A 19641-nucleotide genomic window follows, 5' to 3' on the forward strand; every position below is an offset into this window, starting at 1 on the left:
GGCCGCCCCGACACCTACGGAGAAACCCCATGACCAGCGCACCCCTGGTGCTGCCTCTGACGCCCCAGCAACGAGGGGTGTACTTCCTGCACTGTCTGGCCCCGGACAGTGCGGTGTACAACGTGCCCATCGTGCTCAGGGTGCGCGGCGGCCTGGACCGCACCCGGCTCCAGCGGGCGGTGGACGTCCTGGTGGCCCGGCACCAGGCGCTGCGGCTGACGGTCCGGGAGAGCGACGGCCAGGTGCTCCAGCTGATCCACGCCGCGGACTCGGCTCCGCGGGTCGAGGTGAACTGGACGCGGCTGCCGGGTGCGGACCTGCCCTCGGCCGCCGTCGAGGTCGTCCGGTACGCCGGCCTGCCCTTCGACGTGGTGCGCGGCCCGCTGACGCGGGTGGACGTGGTGGAGCTGGGGCCCGCGGAGCACGCGCTGGCGCTGTGCTTCCACCATCTGATCATCGACGAGGTCGCCGCGACCGCGCTGGCCGGTGAGCTGCACCGGCTGTACGAGGACCCGGCGGCGCTGCCCGCCTCCGGCCCCGAGCACGCGTACGCCGAGTTCTGCTCCGGGCTGCTGGCCGAACCCGACCCGGCGGGCCTTGAGTTCTGGCGGGAGCGGCTGGACGGGCTGCCGGTGCTTCCGCTGCCCGAGGAGCATGTCCCCGAGGAGCACGGGCTGTTCACCGGCGACCGGGTCGGCTTCACCGTGCCGGAGGCCGTCTCCGTGCGGCTGGCCGAGGTGAGCCGCGCCCACCGGGTCTCGGAGTTCATGGTGTTCCACGCCGCGCTGCTGGTGCTGCTGCACCGGTGGACCGGCGCCACGGACATCGCGGTCGGCACCCCGATGAGCGGCCGGACCGACCAGCGGTTCGCCGAGACCGTGGGCTTCTTCCAGAACACGGTCGTGCTGCGCGGCGGGATCGCACCCGGGCAGAGCTTCGCCGAGCTCCTCAAGGCCTCCCGGCGGACCGTGCTCGAAGGGCTCCAGCGGCAGCACGTGCCCTTCGAGGCGGTCGTGGACGCCACCCGGCCCTCGCGCGAGGCCACGCGCAACCCGCTGTTCCAGGTCGCCCTGGTCTTCAACCGCCGCAAGGTCGAGCAGGACTGGAGCCTGCCCGGCCTGACGGTGGAGCCGCTGCCGTTCCCGTGGCCGACCTCGCACTTCGATCTGGCGCTCACCCTGCTGCACGAGTACGGGGTGCTCAAGGGCGACTTCGCCTACAGCGCGCAGCGGTTCTCCCGGGCGACGGCCGAGCGGCTGGTCGCGGTGTTCCTGCGACTGCTCGACGGGCTGCTGGCGGACCCGGAAGCGCCGGTCGCCGAGGCCGAGTTGACCGACCCTCAGGAGGTTGAGCAGCTACGGGAGTTCGCCGCCCGCGCCGGCCGGCAGGTGCTGGACGAGCGGCTGCGCCCACTGCCCCTGGGCTTCCACGGCGCGGTGCACACCGAGGATCCGGCGACCGGGGAGCTCGTCCCGACCGGGGAACGCGGCCGGTTCACCCCGGACGGGCGCTTCGAGCTGTGGCGGGACCCCGCCGAGGCGGCCCTGGCGGCCCATCCCGGGGTGCAGGCCGCCGCGGTGGTGCGCGGCACGGACGGCGACCAGGCAGTGGCCTGTGTCGTCCCGCGTCCGGGGCCCGCCCAGCCTGGCCGGCGGGAGCTGGCGGCACATGTGCAGGCCCGGGTACCGGCGCATCTGCTGCCGCAGCGGATCACCGTCGTGGACGCGCTCCCCACCGGCCCCGACGGGCGCCTGGACCCGGTCGCGCTGGCCGCCCTGGCCGCCGTACCGCCGCAAGGCGAGCGCGGGGACGACGGGGCCGACGGGGCCGACGGGGACGACGCGCCGCGCGACGAGGTCGAGCGGCTGCTGGCGGGGCTGTTCGAGGAGCTGCTGGGTGTGCCCGGGCTCGGGCGGTACGACAACTTCTTCGACTTCGGCGGCCAGTCGCTGCTGGCGGTCCGGCTGGTGGCCCGGGTCAGCGAGGAGCTGGGCCGGCCGCTGGGCGTGGGCGTGTTCATGAACAACCCGACCGTGGCCGCGCTGGCCCGCGCCCTCGCCGAGGGCGCCGCCGAACCCGGCGGCCTGGTGCGACTGCGGACCCCTGCGTCCGGCTCCGCCGACGTGGCGGTGGCGCTGATCCATCCGGTCGGCGGCACCCTCATGTGCTACGGCGGCCTGGTCGGCCTGCTGCCCGGCGACACGGAGGTCGTGGGGCTGGAGCGGGTGGCGAGCGCGCACCCCGACGACGCCTCCTACCAGGACCTGGTCAACCGGTACGCCGCCACCCTGGCCGAGGCCCTGCCCGGCCGGCGGATCGCGCTGCTCGGCTGGTCGCTCGGCGGGGTGCTGGCCCACTCGGTGGCGGACCGGCTGGCCGAACTGGGCCACGAGGTCGTCCTGGTGGCCCTGCTGGACTCGCTCGCGCAGCGCACCGACGAGGACGCCGAGCGGATGGCGGCCACCGGCGCCGACCTGTTCGCGCTCGCCGAGTCGGTGCGCCGGGACGGCACCTCGGTGCTGGGGGCCACCGCCGGACAGCGGCTGCTGATGCGGCGCTTCGGCGTCGACCTGGACCTGCTGCGCGAGACGCCGGCCGAGCAGGCCGCGCGGATGCTGACGGACTGGGGGCGACTGCTCGGGCTGGTGGCCGGGTGCCGCCCGGCGAAGACGGCCGTACCTCTCCAGCTGTTCCTGTGCGCGGACAACCCTGCCGGCTATCCGGAGGCGCTGGCCGCGAGCTGGGAGGGGCTGAGCGGCGCGCTGGAGGTGCTCCGGGTGCCCGGCACGCATGTCGAGGTGCTCGGCTCGCCGGCCGTGGAGCAGGTCGCGGCGGCGTTCGCAGAGGGGATCCGACGGTCATGACGCAGCCCGCGGTCGCCGGGGACTGGTACGAGAGCGCCGGGGTGCGCAGCGGTCCGCGCCGAATGCTGGAGGAGGACCGTGAGGCGGGGCTGAAGGTCTTCCCCGAGCACCTGGTCCCGCACCTCCGTCACGAGGGTCTTGCCGAGTACGGCACCGGCACCCGCCGGGAGCTGCTCACCCAGCACTTCTACCAGTACATGCTGTTCACCTCGCACCTGGAGACCAAGGTGGTCAACCGGGGCGCGGCGCTGGTGGCGCACGGCGAGACCGACGTCGAACTCGGTGCCGACGCCCGGCTGGACGCGTTGAAGATCTACAGCGACGAGGCGTACCACGCCCTGTTCAGCCTGGACGTGGTGCAGCAGGTGGAGAAGACCACGGCGGTGCCGGTGCTGCCGTACGACTTCCGTCCGCGGATGGCGCGGCTGGAACGCACCGGGCAGGAGTTCCTGCCCGACAACGGCTCGCTGGCCCATCTGCTCCAGGTCGTGGCCTTCGAGACGGTCGTGACGCGGATGCTGGCCCGGATACCGCGGGACGAGACGGTCTTCCGGGTGGTGCGTGAGGTCGTGGGCGACCACGTCCGCGACGAGGTGCACCACCACGCCTACTTCTCCCGCTACTTCAAGGAGCTGTGGGCGGGACTGTCACCGGCTGTGCGGACGAAGGTGGCGTGCAGCATGCCGCACTTCGTCAACGACTGTCTGCGTCCGGACCTCGCGCCGGTGCGCGCCGCGCTGCTCGCGTCCGGCGTACCCGCCGAGCGCGCCGAGGAGGTGCTGCGGGACTGCTACCGCGAGGAGGTCCTGGCGGCGGGCGTACGCGACGCGGGCCGGCACACGCTGGGCCTGTGCGAGTCGGTGGGCGCGTTCGACATCCCCGAGGCGCGCGAGCAGCTGCATCTGCTGGGGCTGGCCGGCTGAGCCCGTGCGGGATGTGACCGGGCCCCGGCTGCTTGGACAGCCGGGGCCCGGGTTCTTTTGCCGGCCCTCAGGGGGCGAGGAGCGTGGCCGTGGCGGCCGTGTCCACCTCGCCCGACGGCAGGCGGGGCAGCTGGTCGAGGACGTGCACCGTGGCCGGCGGCCAGCCCGCGGGCCAGGCCCGCCGGACGGCACGGCGCCACAGACGGGGGTCGGGGTCGGCGTCCGCGTTCGGCACGACGGCGGCCCGCACCCGGGGCGCCGCTCCGGCGCCGGGGGCGACCAGCACCGCGGCCTCGTGAACGCCGGGCAGCGCGGCGACCGCCGCGTCGGCCTCGGCCCGGTCCAGGGTGCGCCCGACCCAGTGCAGCACCTGGTCCGCACGGCCGAGCAGCCACACCCGGCCGGCCAGGTCGATCCAGGCGCGGAACACGCCGGGGCGCGGATCGCCGTCGAGCCCGAGCAGCCCCTCCACCCCGTACGGCAGGGTGCGCCCCGCCGCGTCGGTCACCCGCAGCCGGCACCCGGGCGCCGGATCGGTGAGCCGGATCCCGTACGGCCCCCCGGCCTGCCAGGCGCAGACGCCGAGCCGCCCGAGAGCGGGGTCGACGACGTCCAGCAGCACCCGGCCGCCCGCCTCGCAGTACGCGGTCACGGCGGGCGTCGGCAGGAACTGCTCGACCGGGCAGTGGGCGACCGGCGTGGTGCCCGGCCCCGCCTCCGCGGCGGCGGCGAGCCGGGCGAACGACCCGCGGGCGGTGGGCGGTTGGTGACCCTCGTCCTCCGGACCAGGCTGCTCCGCGGGGCGTACGAAGGGGGTCGTGAGGGTGTGCAGGGGTGCGTCGGGGTGGTGGGTGAGTACGTCCAGCAGGTGGGCGAAGTCGGACGTGAAGCGGGTCGCGGCCGCCGGGGCGAGGGTGGTCGGGGTGAAGTCCAGGCGGCCGTAGGCCGTGTCGCCCTCGCGGCGCAGTTGCAGGATCAGGTCGAAGGACCGGGTGGAGTTGGGGGCGAAGAAGTCCCAGTCGAACGCCAGGCCCGGCACCTCGCCCAGGTCCCGCACCACCGACGGTGAGGAGATCCCGAGTCGGTCGAAGGCGCCCTGGCTGACGTCCACGCCGTGGCGTCGGCGCAGTTCGCGCAGCACCCAGCTGAACGGCACCCGGCGGTGGCGGTGGACGAGGCCCAGTGCCTCTCCGCCGGCCGCAAGGAGGTCCCGGAACGTCGTCTCGGGCCCGGCCTCGATCAGGCACGGTACGACGTTGATCTGGAGGCCGATCCGGTCCCGGGTCTCGGGCACGCTCGTGTCCACCGGGATGCCCAGCACGAAGCGCTGGTTGCCGTAGGAGTGCAGCACCGCGGCGGCGCAGGCGAGCAGGCCCGTGAAGAAGCTGACGCCCGTCTGCCGGGTCAGCTCGCGCAGTCGGGCGCAGTGCTCGGCGGGCAGGTCGAAGCGGGGCGTCGGGCGGACCGTGCCGTCCGGGGCGGCCTCGGCGGCCCGGGGCAGCACCAGGGCGGGGAGGTCGGTCAGGCCGGCGGACAGCCAGTACGCGACGACCTGCTCCAGGTCCTCGTCGATCGCCGGGTGCTCGGGGACCGTCCCTTCCTCGCACGGGGGCTGGGGGCCGTCCGCGCGTACGCCGGCCAGGGCCTGGAGGAACTGGCGGGCGAAGACGAACTTGGAACGGCCGTCGAAGGCGATGTGGTGGACGCCGACGACCAGGGTGCGCCGGTCCGGGGCGTGGGTCAGCAGCGCGAAGGTGATGGGCGAGCGGCTGGTCAGGTCCCAGGGGCCGACCCGGTGCGCGCGGTACCAGGCGCGGGCCTCGGTGAGCTCCTGCCCCGGCGCCGCCGCCAGCGGCAGCTCCTCGAACTGGAGCACGGCCGCTGCCGGATGGACGGCGATCCGGGCCTCGGGGCCGTCCACGACCAGGCCGCGCAGTTGCGGGTTGTCCCGGCACACCGTCATACAGGCGGCCCGCACCTGGTCGGCGGTCACCTCGCCGGTGACGAGGACGGACAGGAAGCCGCCGTTGATGGAGTGCGGGTGCAGCTGCTGCTCCAGCCACATCGCCTCCTGCGCCGGGGACAGCCGGACCAGGTGCGGATCAGCCATGAGTCGTCAACTTCCGTACCGCTTCGGGCAGTTCCTGCCTCGCGATCTTCCCGTTGGCCGTCAGCGGCAGTTCGGGGACGACGACGAAGCGGGCCGGGACCATGTAGTCGGGCAGGGCGGCGGCGCAGGCCGCGCGCAGGGCGTCGGCGTCGGGGGCCCGGTCCTCGCCGGCGGGGACGACGTACGCGTGCAGGGCCGTCGTACGGGCCGTGCCGTGTCCGACGACCGCGGCCCGGCGCACCCCGGGGACCCGGCTCAGGACGGCCTCGATCTCACCCGGCTCCACGCGGTAGCCGCGGACCTTGAGCTGGTCGTCGATACGGCCCACGAAGTGCAGCAGACCGTCCTCCAGGCGCACCCGGTCCCCGGTGAGATAGCCGCGCCGGGTGCCGCCCGTCTCGTACGGCAGCGTGCGGAAGCGGTCCTCGGTCAGCCGCTCGTCGCCGAGGTACCCCGTGGCCAGGCAGCGGCCGGTGACGACGAGTTCGGCCTCCTCGCCCTCGGCGAAGGGCCCGAGGACGCCGTCGCGCAGGCGCAGCAGGCCCGCGTCGGCCACGGGGCCGCCGAGCGGGGGGTGGGCGGGCCAGGTCGCCGGGTCGGGCGGCAGGCGGTACTCGGTCACGACGTGGGTCTCGCTGGGGCCGTACTGGTTGACCAGGGTCGCGTCGCGGTCCGCGAAGAGGGCGCGCACCTCGTCGTTGACGACGAGCCGCTCCCCCGCGACGACGGCCTCGCGCAGCGCGGGCAGCCGGTGGCCGGTCACCGGCACCGCGACGGCCAGGGCGTGCAGCGAGGCCACCGGGAGGAAGGCGCGGGCGATGTCGTGCCGCTCCAGCAGGGCCGCGAGCAGGAAGGGGTCCCGGCGGGTCACGTCGTCGGCCACGACCAGGGCTGCGCCCGCGGCCCAGGCGGTGACCAGCTCCTGGAACCCGACGTCGAAGCCGACCGAGGCGGCGTGCAGGGTGCGCGGCGGCTCGTCCCGCTGCCAGGCGTCCAGGTGCCAGGTCGCCAGGTCCTCCAGGACGACGGGGGGCACGGCCACGCACTTGGGGGTGCCGGTGGATCCGGAGGTGGCGACGACGTAGGCGGTCGGCCCGGTGACGTCGGGCGCGGGGTCCCGGTCGGTGGCCGCGGATCCGGCGAGGCTGTCGACCCACAGAGGGCCGGATTCGGTGTCGGTCAGGGTCAGTTGCACCCCCGCCGCCGTGGTGATGCGGGTCAGGCGCTGCTCGGGCAGGGCCGGGTCCAGGGCCACGACCGCCGCGCCCGCGCGCCAGACGCCCAGGACCGCCGCGCACCGCCACCAGCCGCGCGGTGCCGACACGCCGACCGGGCACCCGCGGGTCACGCCCCGCGCGGCCAGCCCGGTCGCGATCCGGGCGGAGGCGCTGTCCAGGTCCGCGTAGGTGTACTCGGTGTCCGCGTCCACCACCGCGATCCGGTTCGCGTACTTCTCGCAGGCGGTGACCAGCAGGTCGGTCAGCGGCATCACAGCTCGACCCGCACACCGGAGTCGAACCAGTGGTGCAGCTGCACCGCCGCCTCGATGCTCATCCGGGTCACCCCGGCCCGCAGGCCGAAGGTCGGGTCGGTGAGGACCGACTCGACCCGGGCGGGGTCGAGCAGGTCGTTCACCCGGGCTCCGGGCTGCGCCGTGATGTCCTTCAACTGGGCCCGCAGGGCGGTGCGGTAGGCGGGGTCCTGGACGGTCGGGTACGGGGACTTCTTGCGCTCCAGCACCGACTGCGGCAGCAGATCGCGCACCGCGGCCCGCAGCAGGCTCTTCTCCCGCCCGTCGGCGACCTTCATCTCCCAGGGCACGTTGTAGACGTACTCGGCGAGTTCGTGGTCGCAGAACGGCACCCGGCCCTCGATCGAGGCGGCCATCCCGAGCCGGTCCTTGCGGTCCAGAATGACCCGCAGGTAGCGGGTCATGTTGAGGTACGTGATCTCCCGCATCCGGCGCTCGTGCGCGGACTCCTCGCCGGACAGCGGGACTTCGGCGAGCGCCTCCTCGTAGCGCGCCTGCGTGTACCCGGCGAAGTCGAGCTCGTGGTAGAGCTCGCGGTCCAGCAGTCCGGACAGGAACTCCATCTGGTGCGAGGCGCCGAGCCAGGGGAAGGTCCGGGACTTCACGTAGAACGGGTCGTGGAACCACATGTAGCCGCCGAACAGTTCGTCCGAGCCGTCGCCGGTCAGCGTGACGGTGCAGAAGCGGCGGACCTCCTGCGAGAGCCGGTACAGCGACACGTACATGTCGAGGCCGGCGACGGGCCGGTCATGGGCCCGTACGACGGCCGCCTGACCCTCGGGGTCGGCCAGGTGGTCCCGGTCGATCAGCAGCTCCCGGTGCTCGCTGCCCAGGTGCGCGGCCATCTTGGCGACGTAGGGGGCGTCCGGGGAGTCGTGCACCTCGTCCGGGCGGAAGTTCTCCAGGTGGTAGGCGAACTCCATGGAGAAGGTCTGGAGCCGGTCGCCGCCGCCGAGGGAGCGGTTGACCAGGGCGCAGACGGCGCTGGAGTCCAGGCCGCCGGAGAGCATGGAGGAGATCGGCACGTCCGCGGTCACCTGACGCCGGACGATGTCCTCCAGCATCTCGCGCACGGTGCGTTCCGTGGTGGCGAGGTCGTCGGTGTGCTCGCGGGGGGTGAAGTTCCAGTAGCGGGCGCGGCTGACGCCGGAGCGTGAGTAGCGGACCACCTCGCCGGGGATCACCTCGCGGGTGTGCTTGAACACCGACAGGCCCGGCGTGGGCGTGAACGACAGGGCCTCCAGCAGGCCCGCGCGGTCCACGACCGGGTCGACGAGGCCGGTGGTGAACAGTGCCTTGGGCTCGGAGCCGAAGGCGAATCCGTCCGGCGTCTCGGCGTAGAACAGCGGGTAGATGCCGAAGCGGTCGCGGATCAGGACGAGTTCCTCGCGCTGTACGTCCCACACGGCGAAGGCGAACATGCCGCGCAGCCGTTCGGCGCAGGCCGGGCCCCACTCCTGGTAGGCGCGCAGCACTACCTCGGTGTCGCTGCGGTCGCGGAACTCGTGTCCGCGGCGGCGCAGTTCCTCGCGGAGCTCGGTGAAGTTGAAGACCTCGCCGGTGTAGCTGAGGACGACGGTCTCGCGGCCGGCCGCGTCCGTGGCGAGCGCGGGCTGGTGGCCGCCCTCCAGGTCGACCACGGCCAGCCGGCGGGGCACGAACAGCGCCCTGGGGGAGGACCAGTCGCTGACTTCGTCCGGACCGCGCAACGGGAGCGCGCCCCGCATCGACTCGACCAGGTCCCGGCGGTGCGAGAGGTCTTGGGAGAAGGAGACGAGGCCGACTATGCCGCACATGGAAAGGGCGCTCCAGCGGTGGTGGACGACGGTGACGGAGGTCGAGGATCACGCGCGCGGTGCCGCACGTCACCCCGATTGGCAGGTATCTGCCAGGTCTGCCGTTCCGGCTTCCGGTCGCGCTCGCCCCGCGCGGAAGGTCGACGGGAGAACCCGAGGCTGGAGAGTGCATGTCCGAACCCACCCGCACCGAGGCGGCGCCGCGTCTGCGCCCGGTGCTCGACAGAATCGTGAGCTACAAGCCGGGCGGCGCGGTCCGCTCCCCCGACGGCCGGTCGTATCCACTGGCGGCGAACGAGTCCCCCGACGAGCCGCTGCCCGCGGTGGTGAAGGCGATCGGCGAGGCCGCGCTCGGGATCCACCGCTACCCGGACAACGCCGCGGCCGAGTTGGTCTCCGAGCTGTCCCGGCACCTCGGTGTCGCCGAGGAGTCCGTCGCCGTCGGCTGCGGTTCGGTCGGGATCTGCCAGATGCTGCTGGCGGCGGTCGCCGAGCCGGGCGCCGAAGTGGTGTACGCGTGGCGGTCGTTCGAGGCCTATCCGATCCTCACCGCGCTGTCGGGCGCCACGTCCGTGCAGGTTCCGCTCCGCGACGGGGCGCACGACCTCGCCGCGATGGCGGACGCCGTCACCGAACGGACGCGCCTGGTCTTCGTGTGCAACCCCAACAACCCGACCGGGACGGGCGTGCACCGGGCCGAGCTGGAGGCCTTCCTCGACCGGATCCCGGCCGACTGCCTGGTGGTCCTCGACGAGGCCTATCGCGAGTACGTCCGTGACGACCGCGTCCCCGACGGCCTCACGCTGTTGGCGGGACGCCCCAACGTGGTGGTCCTGCGCACCTTCTCCAAGGCCTACGGCCTGGCCGCGCTGCGCATCGGCTACGCGGTCGGCGACCCGGCGCTGATCACTGCCGTCCGCAAGGCCTACCTCCCCTTCAGCGTCAACGCCGTCGCCCAGGCCGCCGCCCTCGCCGCCCTCCGCTCGGAGGCGGAGCTGATGGCCCGCGTGCAGGCCACGGTCGAGGAGCGCAGCCGGGTCCGCACGACGCTCACGGACCGGGGCTACTCCGTACCCGCCACCGAGGCCAACTTCCTCTGGCTGCAACTCGGCGACCGCTCCACCGCCTTCGCCGCGGCCTGCGCGGCCGAGGGCGTGGCGGTACGCGCCTTCGCGGGCGACGGCGTCCGCGTGTCGATCGGCTCACCCGAGGAGAACGACAGGTTCCTCGCCGCGGCGGCGGGGTTCGCGGTGGGGCAGGGCTGAGCTCGGCGCTCCCCTGTTGTGGGGGGCGTCGGCAGTGGCGGGGCCGGCCCTGGCGCCCCACGCCCCCTGCTGCGGGGGGGCGAGCCGTCCTACGCAAAGGGGTGGCGGCACGGCTGCCAGAGCCGGATCCCCGGGCGTGCCCGAGCTGACCCCGACGCCCCACCCCCCTGCTGCGGGAGGCGGGCCGTCCTACGCAAAGGGGTGGCGGCACGGCTGCCAGAGCCGGATCCCCGGGCGTACCCGAGCTGACCCCGGTGCCCCCTGCTGCGGAGGCCGGTAGGTCAGTGGCGGGCCGTTTTGCGCAACGGGGTCGTGGGGTCGGCTGCCAGGGCCGGGTCCAGGGGAGTTCCGGATTCGATGAGGCGGCGGCCCTGGGTCATGTCGCGGGGGCGGTTGACCGTCAGGAGGGCGGTCAGGTGGTCGTTGGTGAACCAGAGGACGGACCAGTCGGGGTCGTCGGGGGAGCCGCGGTGGAGCATCCGGTCGGCGGGGCGGTGGTGGCCCGCGTACTGCACCATCCGGCCGAACTGCTCCGACCAGAAGTACGGTGCGGGGTCGTAGGCGGCCTCCTGGCCCAGCAGGGCGGCCGCGGCGACGGCGGGGGCGTTCAGGGCCGTGTCCCAGTGCTCGACCAGCAGCCGGCGTCCGTAGCGCGCCGACCACCAGGCGGCGCAGTCCCCCACCGCCACGACCTCGGGCCGGGACGTGCGCAGTGAGCCGTCGACGACGATCCCGCGGTCGATGTCCAGCCCCGAGCCCGCCAGCCAGCCGACCTCGGGCCGGGCGCCGATGCCGGTCACGACCGCGTCGGCGGGCAGGAACTCCCCGTCGGCGGTGGTCAGTCCGCCGGGGTCGACCGAGACGGCCTTGACCCCGCAGCGCAGTTCGACGCCCGCCTCGGCGTACCAGCCGGCGGTCAGCGCGCCGAGCGCCTCGTCGAGCACCCCGGCGAGCGGGGTCCCGCCCGCCTCCAGCACGGTCACCCGGCAGCCGCGCCGCGCGGCCAGCGTGGCCACTTCGGCGCCGATCCAGCCCGCGCCGACGATCACCACCCGTGCGCCCTCGCGCAGTTCCGCGCGCAGGGCCCGGGCGTCGTCCACCGTCCGCAGGACGTGCTGGGGGCCCGTGCCGGGCAGCCGCAGCGGCGCGGCCCCCGTGGCGATGACCAGCCCGTCGAAGTCCAGGGGTCCGGCGGAGGTGCGCAGCACCCCGCCGGGGCGGTCCGGGTGCAGGACGAGTTCCTCGGCGCGGTGGCCGAGGCGCAGGGCGCAGCCCAGACGGCCCCAGTCGACGGGGAACGTGGTGTCCTCGCCGTCCCCGGCCAGCACGGCCTTGGACAGCGGCGGCCGGTCGTAGGGCTCGTGGCGTTCCGCCCCGACCAGGGTCAGCTCCCCCTCGTACCCCCGCTCGCGCAGTGCCTCGACCGCGCGCAGTCCGGCGAGACCGCCGCCGACGACGATGACCTTCTTCATCCGTCCAGCTCCCGTTCCTGCTTCTGCATGGTGTCCTCGGCCGCGGCCACGGCCCTCGCCAGCACCCGCTTGACCGGCATGCCCAGCGACCGGGCCGCCGCGGCCACGTCCTCGTACTCCGGCTGGGCGTTGACGACGCGCCCCCGGTGGGTGGCGACCTTGACCCGGATCACGGCCCCGGCCACCTCGACGGTGACGAACGACCGGCCCAACTCGTGCTTGGTCACCGGGTGTTCGCGCAGCCCGATGGCGGAGGTCTCGGTCAGTACGGTCTCCCGGACGGCCGGGAGCAGCGCGGGCGGGCAGAGCACCGACAGCGTGTGCGCGGGCCGCCCCTTCTTCATCAGCACGGGCGTGAGCCAGGCGTCGGACGCCCCGGCGTCCATCAGCCGGGCCAGCACGCCGGGCCACACACGCGGGTCGAGGTCGTCCACGTTGCTCTCCACGACCACCGCCTCCCGGGCCGCCGGCCCGGCCTGCGTCTGCTGTCCGAGCACGACCCGTACGACATTGGGGACGCCCGGCAGATCGCGGGTGCCCGCGCCCGTGCCGGTGCCGAGCACGCGCAGCGGGGGCAGCCCGCCCCACCCGGAGCAGAACTCCAGGACGAGGGCGGCGCCGGTCGGCGTACACATCTCGTAGGGCAGCTCACCGGAGTGGGCGGGTGCCCCGTGGTCGGCGAGCAGCCGCAGCACGGCCGGCACGGGCACGGGGATCTCCCCGTGGGCGCTGCGGGTCCAGCCGCCGCCCAGGGCGAGGGGGGTCGCCGTCGCCGTACCGATGCCGAGGTCGTGGAAGGCGGCGCAGGCGCCGACGACGTCGCCGATCGCGTCGAGGGCGCCGACCTCGTGGAAGTGGACGTCGTCCGCGGCGACCCCGTGCACGGCGGCCTCGGCGTGCGCCAGCCGGGTGAACGCGGACAGCGCCGACTCCCGTACGGGGGCGGGCAGTTCGGCCTCGGCCAGCAGGGTCCTGAGCGAGCGCCAGGTGCGGTGCGGGGGCTGGGGGGCGGTGTCCACGTGCACCTTGGTCGCGGCCAGTCCGCAGCGTGTGACCCGCTCGGTCCGCAGGGTGATCGCCCCGGGTGCGACCGCCTCGACGGCCCGCTGTACGGCTGCCGGGGAGGCCCCGGCGTCGAGCAGGGCGCCCAGGATCATGTCGCCGGCCGCTCCGGAGGAACAGTCGAACCAGGCGGCGGTGCGCGGCGTCATGCGCTCACCTTCACCATGCGGCGGGTCATCCGGGCCGCCGCCACGGCCGCGCCGAAGCCGTTGTCGATGTTGCACACCACTACGCCGGGACCGCACGAGTTGAGCATGGCGAGCAGCGGCGCGATGCCGCCGAAGGCGCTGCCGTAGCCGACGCTGGTGGGCACCGCCACGACCGGCACGCCGACCAGCCCGGCGACCACGCTGGGCAGTGCGCCGTCCATGCCGGCCACCACGATCAGGCAGTCCGCCGCGTCCAGTTCGTCCCGGACGGCGAGCACGCGGTGGATGCCGGCCACGCCGACGTCGCGCACCTGGCCGGTGTCGCAGCCGAACTCGGCGGCGACGAAGGCGGCTTCCCGGGCCACCGGTTCGTCCGAGGTCCCGGCGCTGACCACCAGGACCCGGCCGGCGGGTTCGGGCCGGTCGCCGAGGGCGGCGCAGCGGGCCACGGGGTCGAGGCGCGCTTCGGGGAACGCCTCGCCCACCGCCCGCAGTGCGTCGTCCGTCAGCCGGGTGGCCAGGGCGGGCCGGTGCCCGGGGCGGTCGCGCAGGGCCCGGAGCAGGGCGACGTTCTGGTCGGCCGTCTTGCCCGCTCCGTAGACGACCTCGGGGTCGCCGGTGCGCAGGGCGCGATGGGTGTCGAGGCGGGCGAACCCGAGGTCCGCCACGCCGCTGCCCGCGCTGCCGTCGAGGGGTCCGCGCACCAGGTCCGCCAGCGCCTCGTCGGCCGTCGCCGTCCCCTCGGACACCCGCTCCAGCAGCGCCCGTACTTCGTCACGGTCCATGGTTCGGCCCCTCCTGGGTGGTGCTCACGCTCGTATGCGCCTCGTTGAGGGCGCCGGACCGGAAGCCGCGCGGGTCGACGTCCACCGTGGCGAAGCCCGCGCGCCGTACGGAGTCCAGCGCGTCCGCGCAGGCCCGGACGGCGGGTACGGCGGCCCGGTCGACCTGGATCAGGGCCCGCTCGCCGAGGTCGCGCACCCGGAGGTCGTAGCTGTCGATGCCCGCGCGCCGAAGGCTCTCCCGCAGGGACCGCTCGGCGTCGTCGATGCGGACCAGCCGCTCCCGGGTGATGCCAAGGCCGTAGGCGACCCGGCTGGACAGACAGGGCGAGGCCGGCTTGTCCCAGGTGGGCAGGGCCCAGGCCCGGCTCACCGCCCGGACCTGGGCCTTGGTCAGGCCTGCGTCGGCCAGCGGGGTGACCACGCCGTGCCGGTCGGCGGCGCCGATGCCGGGGCGGAACCGGTCCAGCCGGTCGTCCGCGTTGGTGCCGGTGGCGACGTGCGCGAAGCCGCGCTCGACGGCCAGGGCGCGCAGCCGGCCGGCCAGTTCGTCCTTGCAGAACCAGCAGCGGGAGCGCGCGTTCTCGCGGTATCCGTCCGAGTCCAGCTCGTGGGTGCTCACGAAGGTGTGGGGCGCGCCCAGTTCCCGGGCGATGTCCCGCACCGCGGCGCGCTCGGCGCGCGCCAGGCTCGCCGAGTCGCCGGTGGCGGCGAGCACCCGGTCCGGGCCCAGCGCACGCAGCGCGGCGGCCAGCAGCAGCGCGGAGTCCGCACCGCCGGAGAACGCCACGACCACGGAGCCCAGCTCGGTCAACTGCCGGTGGAGTGCGCCGAGTTGACGCTCCGGGGTCATTCGAGCTCCAGCGCGGACAGCATCGGGCGCAGCTTCGCGCAGGTCTCCGCGTACTCCACGGCGGGGTCGGAGTCGGCGACGAGACCGCAGCCGGCGTAGAGCGAGGCGGCCGCTCCGGAGAGCAGGGCGGAGCGGATGGCGACGGCGAACTGGCCCTGTCCGGACGGATCGGCCCAGCCCACCACGCCCGCGTACCAGCCGCGGTCGAAGCCCTCGTTCTCCGCCAGCCAGCTCAAAGCCTGCCGGCGCGGCTGGCCGCCGAGCGCGGGGGTCGGATGCAGCCGCTCCACGAAGTCGAGGACGCCGGTGCCGGGTTCGGCGCCCAGCGTGCCGCGGACCTTGGTGGACAGGTGCTGCACATGGGCGAGCTTGACGACCCGGGGCGGTGTCTCGGCGGTGACCTCGGCGCAGCCGTGGGCGAGGGCGTCGCACAGCATCCGTACGACGACGTCGTGCTCGTGCTGGATCTTGGCGCTGTCGACGAGTTCGCGCTCGCGGACCGCGTCCTCCTCGGGGGTGCCGCCGCGCGGGGTGGTCCCGGCCAGGCCCAAGGCATGGACCTCGCGGCCCTCGACGCGGACCAGGTACTCGGGGGTGGCGCCGAGGAAGGTGTCCTCGCCGTGGCCGACGGCGAAGACGGTGGTGCCGGGGTTGACGGCCCGCAGCCGGTCCACGGCCGCCGCCACGTCGAAGTCGGCGGAGGCGGTGACCCTCAGCTCACGGGCCAGGACCACCTTCTCGAACGTACCGGCGCGGATGCTGCCGGTGGCCCGGCGGACCAGTTCCCGCCAGTCGTCGGCCGCGGGTATCTCGGTGCTGTCCCAGGTGCGCGGGCCGGCGGGCGCGGCGGAGCCGCCGGCGGGGGTGCTGACGGGGGTGCTGACGGGGGTGCTGACGGGGGTGCTGACGGGGGTGCTGACGGGGGTGCTGACGGGGGTCTCGTGATCGAGGTACTGCTCGGCGATCCGGCCGAGTTCCTTGGCCGTCCGCTCGGGGTCGTCGTCCCGGGTCAGGACGGCGTTCAGGCGGAGCTCGGCCGGTCCCGGGAGGTCGCCGGCCGCGGCCGACCGGGAGCGGAGCTGGAACGCGGGCACCCAGACCAGGGTGTCCGGTAGCCGTCCCTGCGGCCCGGTGCCGTCGGGGCTGAACGCGAACCCGCCGATCGCCAGCGGGCCGCCGCCGGAGGGCTGCGACGGGTCGGCGGTGCCGCCGTCGACCGGCTCGTGCGAGAGCCGCGCCCAGGCGTCGCGGACGGACCGGACCCGGTCGGCGCCCCGGCCCGGCAGCTCGTGCGCGGTGTCGAGGGCGACGACGCAACCCTGGTCCCAGGCAGACCGCCACAGCATGGAGCGCCGGGTCAGCACGCGGCCGCGGCGCCATACGGCCATGACGTCGACGGCAGGCAGCGGTTTCGCCCAGCTGACGAGGACGGGGCGGTCGTCGCGTTCGGCCCGGGTACGGGCGTTGCGGCACAGGTCGAGCAGGATCGCGCGGTCGCTGTCGTCGAACCCGGGGACGGAGCCTGTCGGTGCGGATGCGGTCGGGGTGGGGGCGGTCATGCCTAGTACACCCCTTCCACGACGGTGGAGCCGCCGTCCACGGTGAGGGGCTGGACGTCCGCGAGCCCGTCCTGCGGGTAGCGCGAGGTGGGTTCGACGCGGATCACGGAGTCGCGCTCCAGGGTCCACGGCAGCAGCAGGTCCCGGGTGACCAGGGAGATCCTGGCCTGGCCGCGCTCGCCGTAACCGACGGGGACGAGGGGGTTGTCGGGGTCGACGACCGTGACACGGCTGAAGGGGTGGAAGGGCACGAAGACGCACCCGTCGGTGGCTTGGGCGGCCTCCGGTGCGGCGGGGCGCTGCGGGGCGATGCCCATCATGGTGTTGCCGTACAGGCCCACGACGGGGGCCTGCGGGAAGATCTCCTCCTCGAAGGCGCGCAACGTCTCGGGGCTGACGCTGGTACCGGCCCAGATGATCCCGCGCACCTTGCGCTGGACCAGGTCGAGCAGCTTCTCGTCGGCCGCCAGTGCCTCCAGCACGGGGGGCGTGGCGAAGAGCACGGAGACGGGCTGGGTGGACAGTACGTCGTAGGCCTGGGCCAGGATGTGCCGCACGTACCGCCCGGCCTCCTCGCGCAGGCCGTCCTTGACCGCCTTCTTGACCCAGCGCGGGTCGAAGTCGATGTAGTGGCAGAACGTACGCCGCAGTTGGGCGAGGAGCCCGATCGACCGGCCGACGATGTGCGGCCCGGTGGGCCCGATGTGCAGCCAGTGCCCCTCGCCCTCGCCCGGGATGCCGTGCTCGGCGAGCACCTCGCTCACCCACAGGACGCCGTTGCGCCGCGACGTCGACTCCACGATGCGCTTGGGCCGGCCGGTCGTACCGCCACTGTCGAAGACCTGGAAGTCCCAGCCGGCCCGGTCGATCCCGACCGGCACCAACTCATCGACGGAGACGTCCCGCCACTCCTCACTGACGTCCGGAAAGCGGTCCAGGTCCGCCCAGGTACGCACGTCGGTCAGCGGGTCGAAGCCCAGCCGGGCAGCCCGCTTCACCCAGAACGGCGACCCCGTCGCCGGCGAGAAGTGCCACTCCATGGCGGCCTGAACGAATGCGTCGGGCGCAAGATCCGCGCCAAAGGGCTCTGCCGTGCTGTCGATCATGTCTGCCTCCAGGCAGGGGTGACGAAGGGAGAGGACGGACGGGTGCGGGCGCCGGGGCGGAGCTGCGGTTGGGGGCGCGGCTCGGCGGGGGCTGACGGGGGGTGGGGCGGCGGAGGGGTGGCGTGTCCGGGGCGGGCATCCGGGTGGGCGCGTCGGGGTGGCATGTGCGGCTCGACCGTCCGGATCAGCCCACCCGAGTCGGCCGCCCGGGTCGGCACGTCCGAGTCAGTCGCCCGAGTCGGCACGTCCGAGTCGGCCGCCCGGGTCGGCACGTCCGAGTCAGCCGCCCGGGTTGGCCCACCCGGACCCGGCCCACCCGCATCGACCACCCGCACAACGGCCGTACGGCGAAGCCGAGTCGGACCGGCCCCGCATCGGACAGACGGCCACGGAGGCCAGGCCCAGGCGTCCGGGCCGGACGCCCGAAGCGCAGCCCGAATCGGACCGACCTCGCATCACACAGGCGCCCACGGCGGCCAAGCCCAGGCATCCTGACCGGACGCCCGAATCGACCGCCCGGAACCAGCCCACCCGGATCTGCCATCGGGATCGACCGCCCCCTCAACAGCGGTACGGCGAACCCGAATCCGACCCGACCCCGCACCAGACAGGCGCCCACGGCGGCCAGACCCAGACATCCGGGCCGGACACCCGAACCAACCGCCCGTATCGACCGCCCAGACCAACCCACCCGGATCGCCTCCGGATCGACCGCCCCGCAACACCCGTACGGCGAGCCCGAATCCGACCCGACCCCGCATCACACAGGCGCCCACGGCGGCCGGCCCCAGGCATCCATGCCCGAACCCCCGACCGCCCGACGAGCGCCGCCCCCGGGACGCCGGCCCGAGGGCCCCGCCCCGGGCGGCCTGCCGTCAGACCGACGCCAGCGAAGGGGTCCGAGGCGTCGACAGGGTGCGGCCGACCGCTTCTGCCACCGGGGCGAGGCGGGTCATGAGGGAGGCGAACTCCGTCGCGTCGAGGGCCTGGGCGCCGTCGCACAGTGCGCTGCGGGCGTCGGTGTGGACGTCGATGATCAGACCGTCCGCCCCGGCTGCCGCCGCGGCCAGGGACATCGGCGCGACCAGGTGCGGCCGGCCGGTGCTGTGGCTGGGGTCGACGATCACCGGCAGATGGGTGATCCGCTTCGCCTCGGCCACCGCGCTGAGGTCGAGGGTGAACCGGGTGCTGCGGTCGTAGCTGCGAATCCCCCGCTCGCACAGCACGACATCACCGTTGCCCGCATGCATGACGTACTCGGCGGCGAGCATCCACTCCTCGATCGTGGCGGCCATCCCGCGCTTGAGCAGCACGGGCTTGCCCGCGGCGCCCGCCTCCCGCAGGAGTTCGAAGTTCTGCATGTTGCGGGTGCCGATCTGCAGCATGTCGCTCTCCTCCGCGACACACTCCACGTCCTTCGGCGTGACCACCTCGGTGACCACCGGCAGCCCGGTGCGCGTGCGCTGCTCCGCGAGGAGGGTCAGCCCGGCCAGGCCCAGGCCCTGAAAGCTGTACGGGGAGGAGCGGGGCTTGAAGGCGCCGCCGCGCAGCATCGCCGCGCCGTGGGACACGACCGCGTCCACGGCCGCCGTCATCTGCTCCCGGCTCTCCACGGCGCAGGGCCCGGCGATCACGGCGAACTCGGGTCCGCCGATCACCGTGTCCCCGCGGGCGCCCACGGAAACCCGGGTGCCCTCCTCGCTGAACGCCCTGCTGGTGAGCCGCTGGGCGCCGGGGACGACCGTCACGCGTTCGACGGCCGGCGACTTCTCGACGCGGCTCGCCAGTTCCGGGGTTCCGTTGCCTTCCGTCACCACGGTCACGCGATTGCGTACGGCCGTGGAAACGGCGGACTGGCCCCCTTCATGAAGTATCTGGATAACGGAATCTATCTGTTCACGTGTGGCACGCGGATCGAACACCACAATCACTGGCGGACACCTTCCGATGGGGCCGTCGTTCATGTTCTGGATTCAGAAGCCGCCGCAAGCTAACGCGAAGAATTTTGACGCCGCAACTCTTTCTCGACCCGGTCAACATAACCCAAACAAAGAGCTTGCGGACCGTTTTCCGATCTTCCTGTCATGAAGCTGCCACGCCGCAACCACGGAGGGTCCGGATTACGCCGTCACGTTCCAGCCAATAGTTCATGAATCTCATATTCCGCTT

Annotated in this window: 13 protein-coding genes; 3 read left to right on the forward strand and 10 right to left on the reverse strand. The window is 74.0% G+C overall.

The window, feature by feature from the left end; all coding sequences use genetic code 11:
* The first annotated feature begins 29 nt into the window (after positions 1 to 29).
* Together AB0Q90_RS33365 and AB0Q90_RS33370 are read left to right on the forward strand one after the other, a co-directional pair.
* Positions 30 to 2864 carry a condensation domain-containing protein gene (locus tag AB0Q90_RS33365; protein ID WP_363165295.1) on the forward strand — a complete coding sequence of 945 codons (2835 nt, stop codon included), beginning with the start codon at positions 30 to 32 and terminating at the stop codon, positions 2862 to 2864.
* Complete coding sequence (locus AB0Q90_RS33370) at positions 2861 to 3787, forward strand: diiron oxygenase (protein ID WP_363165296.1); 927 nt, start codon at positions 2861 to 2863, stop codon at positions 3785 to 3787. Before AB0Q90_RS33365 ends, AB0Q90_RS33370 begins: the two co-directional genes overlap by 4 nt.
* 67 nt (positions 3788 to 3854) lie before the next feature.
* Here the strand turns inward: AB0Q90_RS33370 and AB0Q90_RS33375 are convergent, their stop codons facing one another.
* Genes AB0Q90_RS33375 through asnB form a run of 3 tightly spaced genes read right to left on the reverse strand, consistent with a single transcriptional unit; the run spans position 3855 to position 9224 of the window.
* Positions 3855 to 5897: a condensation domain-containing protein gene (locus AB0Q90_RS33375; protein WP_363165297.1), complete on the reverse strand. Its 2043-nt coding sequence runs from the start codon at positions 5895 to 5897 to the stop codon at positions 3855 to 3857.
* Positions 5890 to 7386, reverse strand: a complete 1497-nt coding sequence (locus AB0Q90_RS33380; RefSeq protein ID WP_363165298.1) for an amino acid adenylation domain-containing protein — start codon at positions 7384 to 7386, stop codon at positions 5890 to 5892. The genes AB0Q90_RS33375 and AB0Q90_RS33380 overlap by 8 nt, the downstream gene beginning before the upstream one ends.
* Positions 7386 to 9224, reverse strand: coding sequence for an asparagine synthase (glutamine-hydrolyzing) (gene asnB / locus AB0Q90_RS33385; protein ID WP_363165299.1), 1839 nt, complete (start codon positions 9222 to 9224; stop codon positions 7386 to 7388). The genes AB0Q90_RS33380 and asnB overlap by 1 nt, the downstream gene beginning before the upstream one ends.
* A 170-nt stretch (positions 9225 to 9394) precedes the next feature.
* Between asnB and hisC the strand changes: the two genes are divergently transcribed.
* On the forward strand, positions 9395 to 10489 hold the full coding sequence (hisC, locus tag AB0Q90_RS33390) for a histidinol-phosphate transaminase (RefSeq protein WP_363165300.1): 1095 nt from the start codon (positions 9395 to 9397) through the stop codon (positions 10487 to 10489).
* A 281-nt stretch (positions 10490 to 10770) separates the two neighbouring features.
* Here hisC and AB0Q90_RS33395 read toward each other — a convergent pair whose 3' ends face one another.
* From AB0Q90_RS33395 to aroF, 7 genes are all read right to left on the reverse strand, one after another.
* Entirely contained in the window at positions 10771 to 11961 is a 1191-nt protein-coding gene (locus tag AB0Q90_RS33395) for an FAD-dependent oxidoreductase (protein ID WP_363165301.1), read from the reverse strand.
* Positions 11958 to 13172, reverse strand: a complete 1215-nt coding sequence (gene larC / locus AB0Q90_RS33400; protein WP_363165302.1) for a nickel pincer cofactor biosynthesis protein LarC — start codon at positions 13170 to 13172, stop codon at positions 11958 to 11960. Before larC ends, AB0Q90_RS33395 begins: the two co-directional genes overlap by 4 nt.
* The gene (larB, locus tag AB0Q90_RS33405) at positions 13169 to 13957 is read right to left on the reverse strand and encodes a nickel pincer cofactor biosynthesis protein LarB (RefSeq protein WP_363165303.1); all 789 of its coding nucleotides are present in this window, start codon (positions 13955 to 13957) and stop codon (positions 13169 to 13171) included. The genes larC and larB overlap by 4 nt, the downstream gene beginning before the upstream one ends.
* Positions 13947 to 14807 carry an ATP-dependent sacrificial sulfur transferase LarE gene (locus tag AB0Q90_RS33410; RefSeq protein WP_363165304.1) on the reverse strand — a complete coding sequence of 287 codons (861 nt, stop codon included), beginning with the start codon at positions 14805 to 14807 and terminating at the stop codon, positions 13947 to 13949. Before AB0Q90_RS33410 ends, larB begins: the two co-directional genes overlap by 11 nt.
* Positions 14804 to 16366 carry an isochorismate synthase gene (locus AB0Q90_RS33415; RefSeq protein ID WP_363165305.1) on the reverse strand — a complete coding sequence of 521 codons (1563 nt, stop codon included), beginning with the start codon at positions 16364 to 16366 and terminating at the stop codon, positions 14804 to 14806. Before AB0Q90_RS33415 ends, AB0Q90_RS33410 begins: the two co-directional genes overlap by 4 nt.
* 2 nt (positions 16367 to 16368) lie before the next feature.
* On the reverse strand, positions 16369 to 17472 hold the full coding sequence (locus AB0Q90_RS33420; protein WP_363165306.1) for an AMP-binding protein: 1104 nt from the start codon (positions 17470 to 17472) through the stop codon (positions 16369 to 16371).
* Between the two features lie 875 nt (positions 17473 to 18347).
* Complete coding sequence (aroF, locus tag AB0Q90_RS33425; RefSeq protein ID WP_363165307.1) at positions 18348 to 19436, reverse strand: 3-deoxy-7-phosphoheptulonate synthase; 1089 nt, start codon at positions 19434 to 19436, stop codon at positions 18348 to 18350.
* Positions 19437 to 19641: the final 205 nt, after the last annotated feature.

It is taken from the genome of Streptomyces sp. NPDC079141, from assembly GCF_040686775.1.
GTDB lineage: Bacteria > Actinomycetota > Actinomycetes > Streptomycetales > Streptomycetaceae > Streptomyces.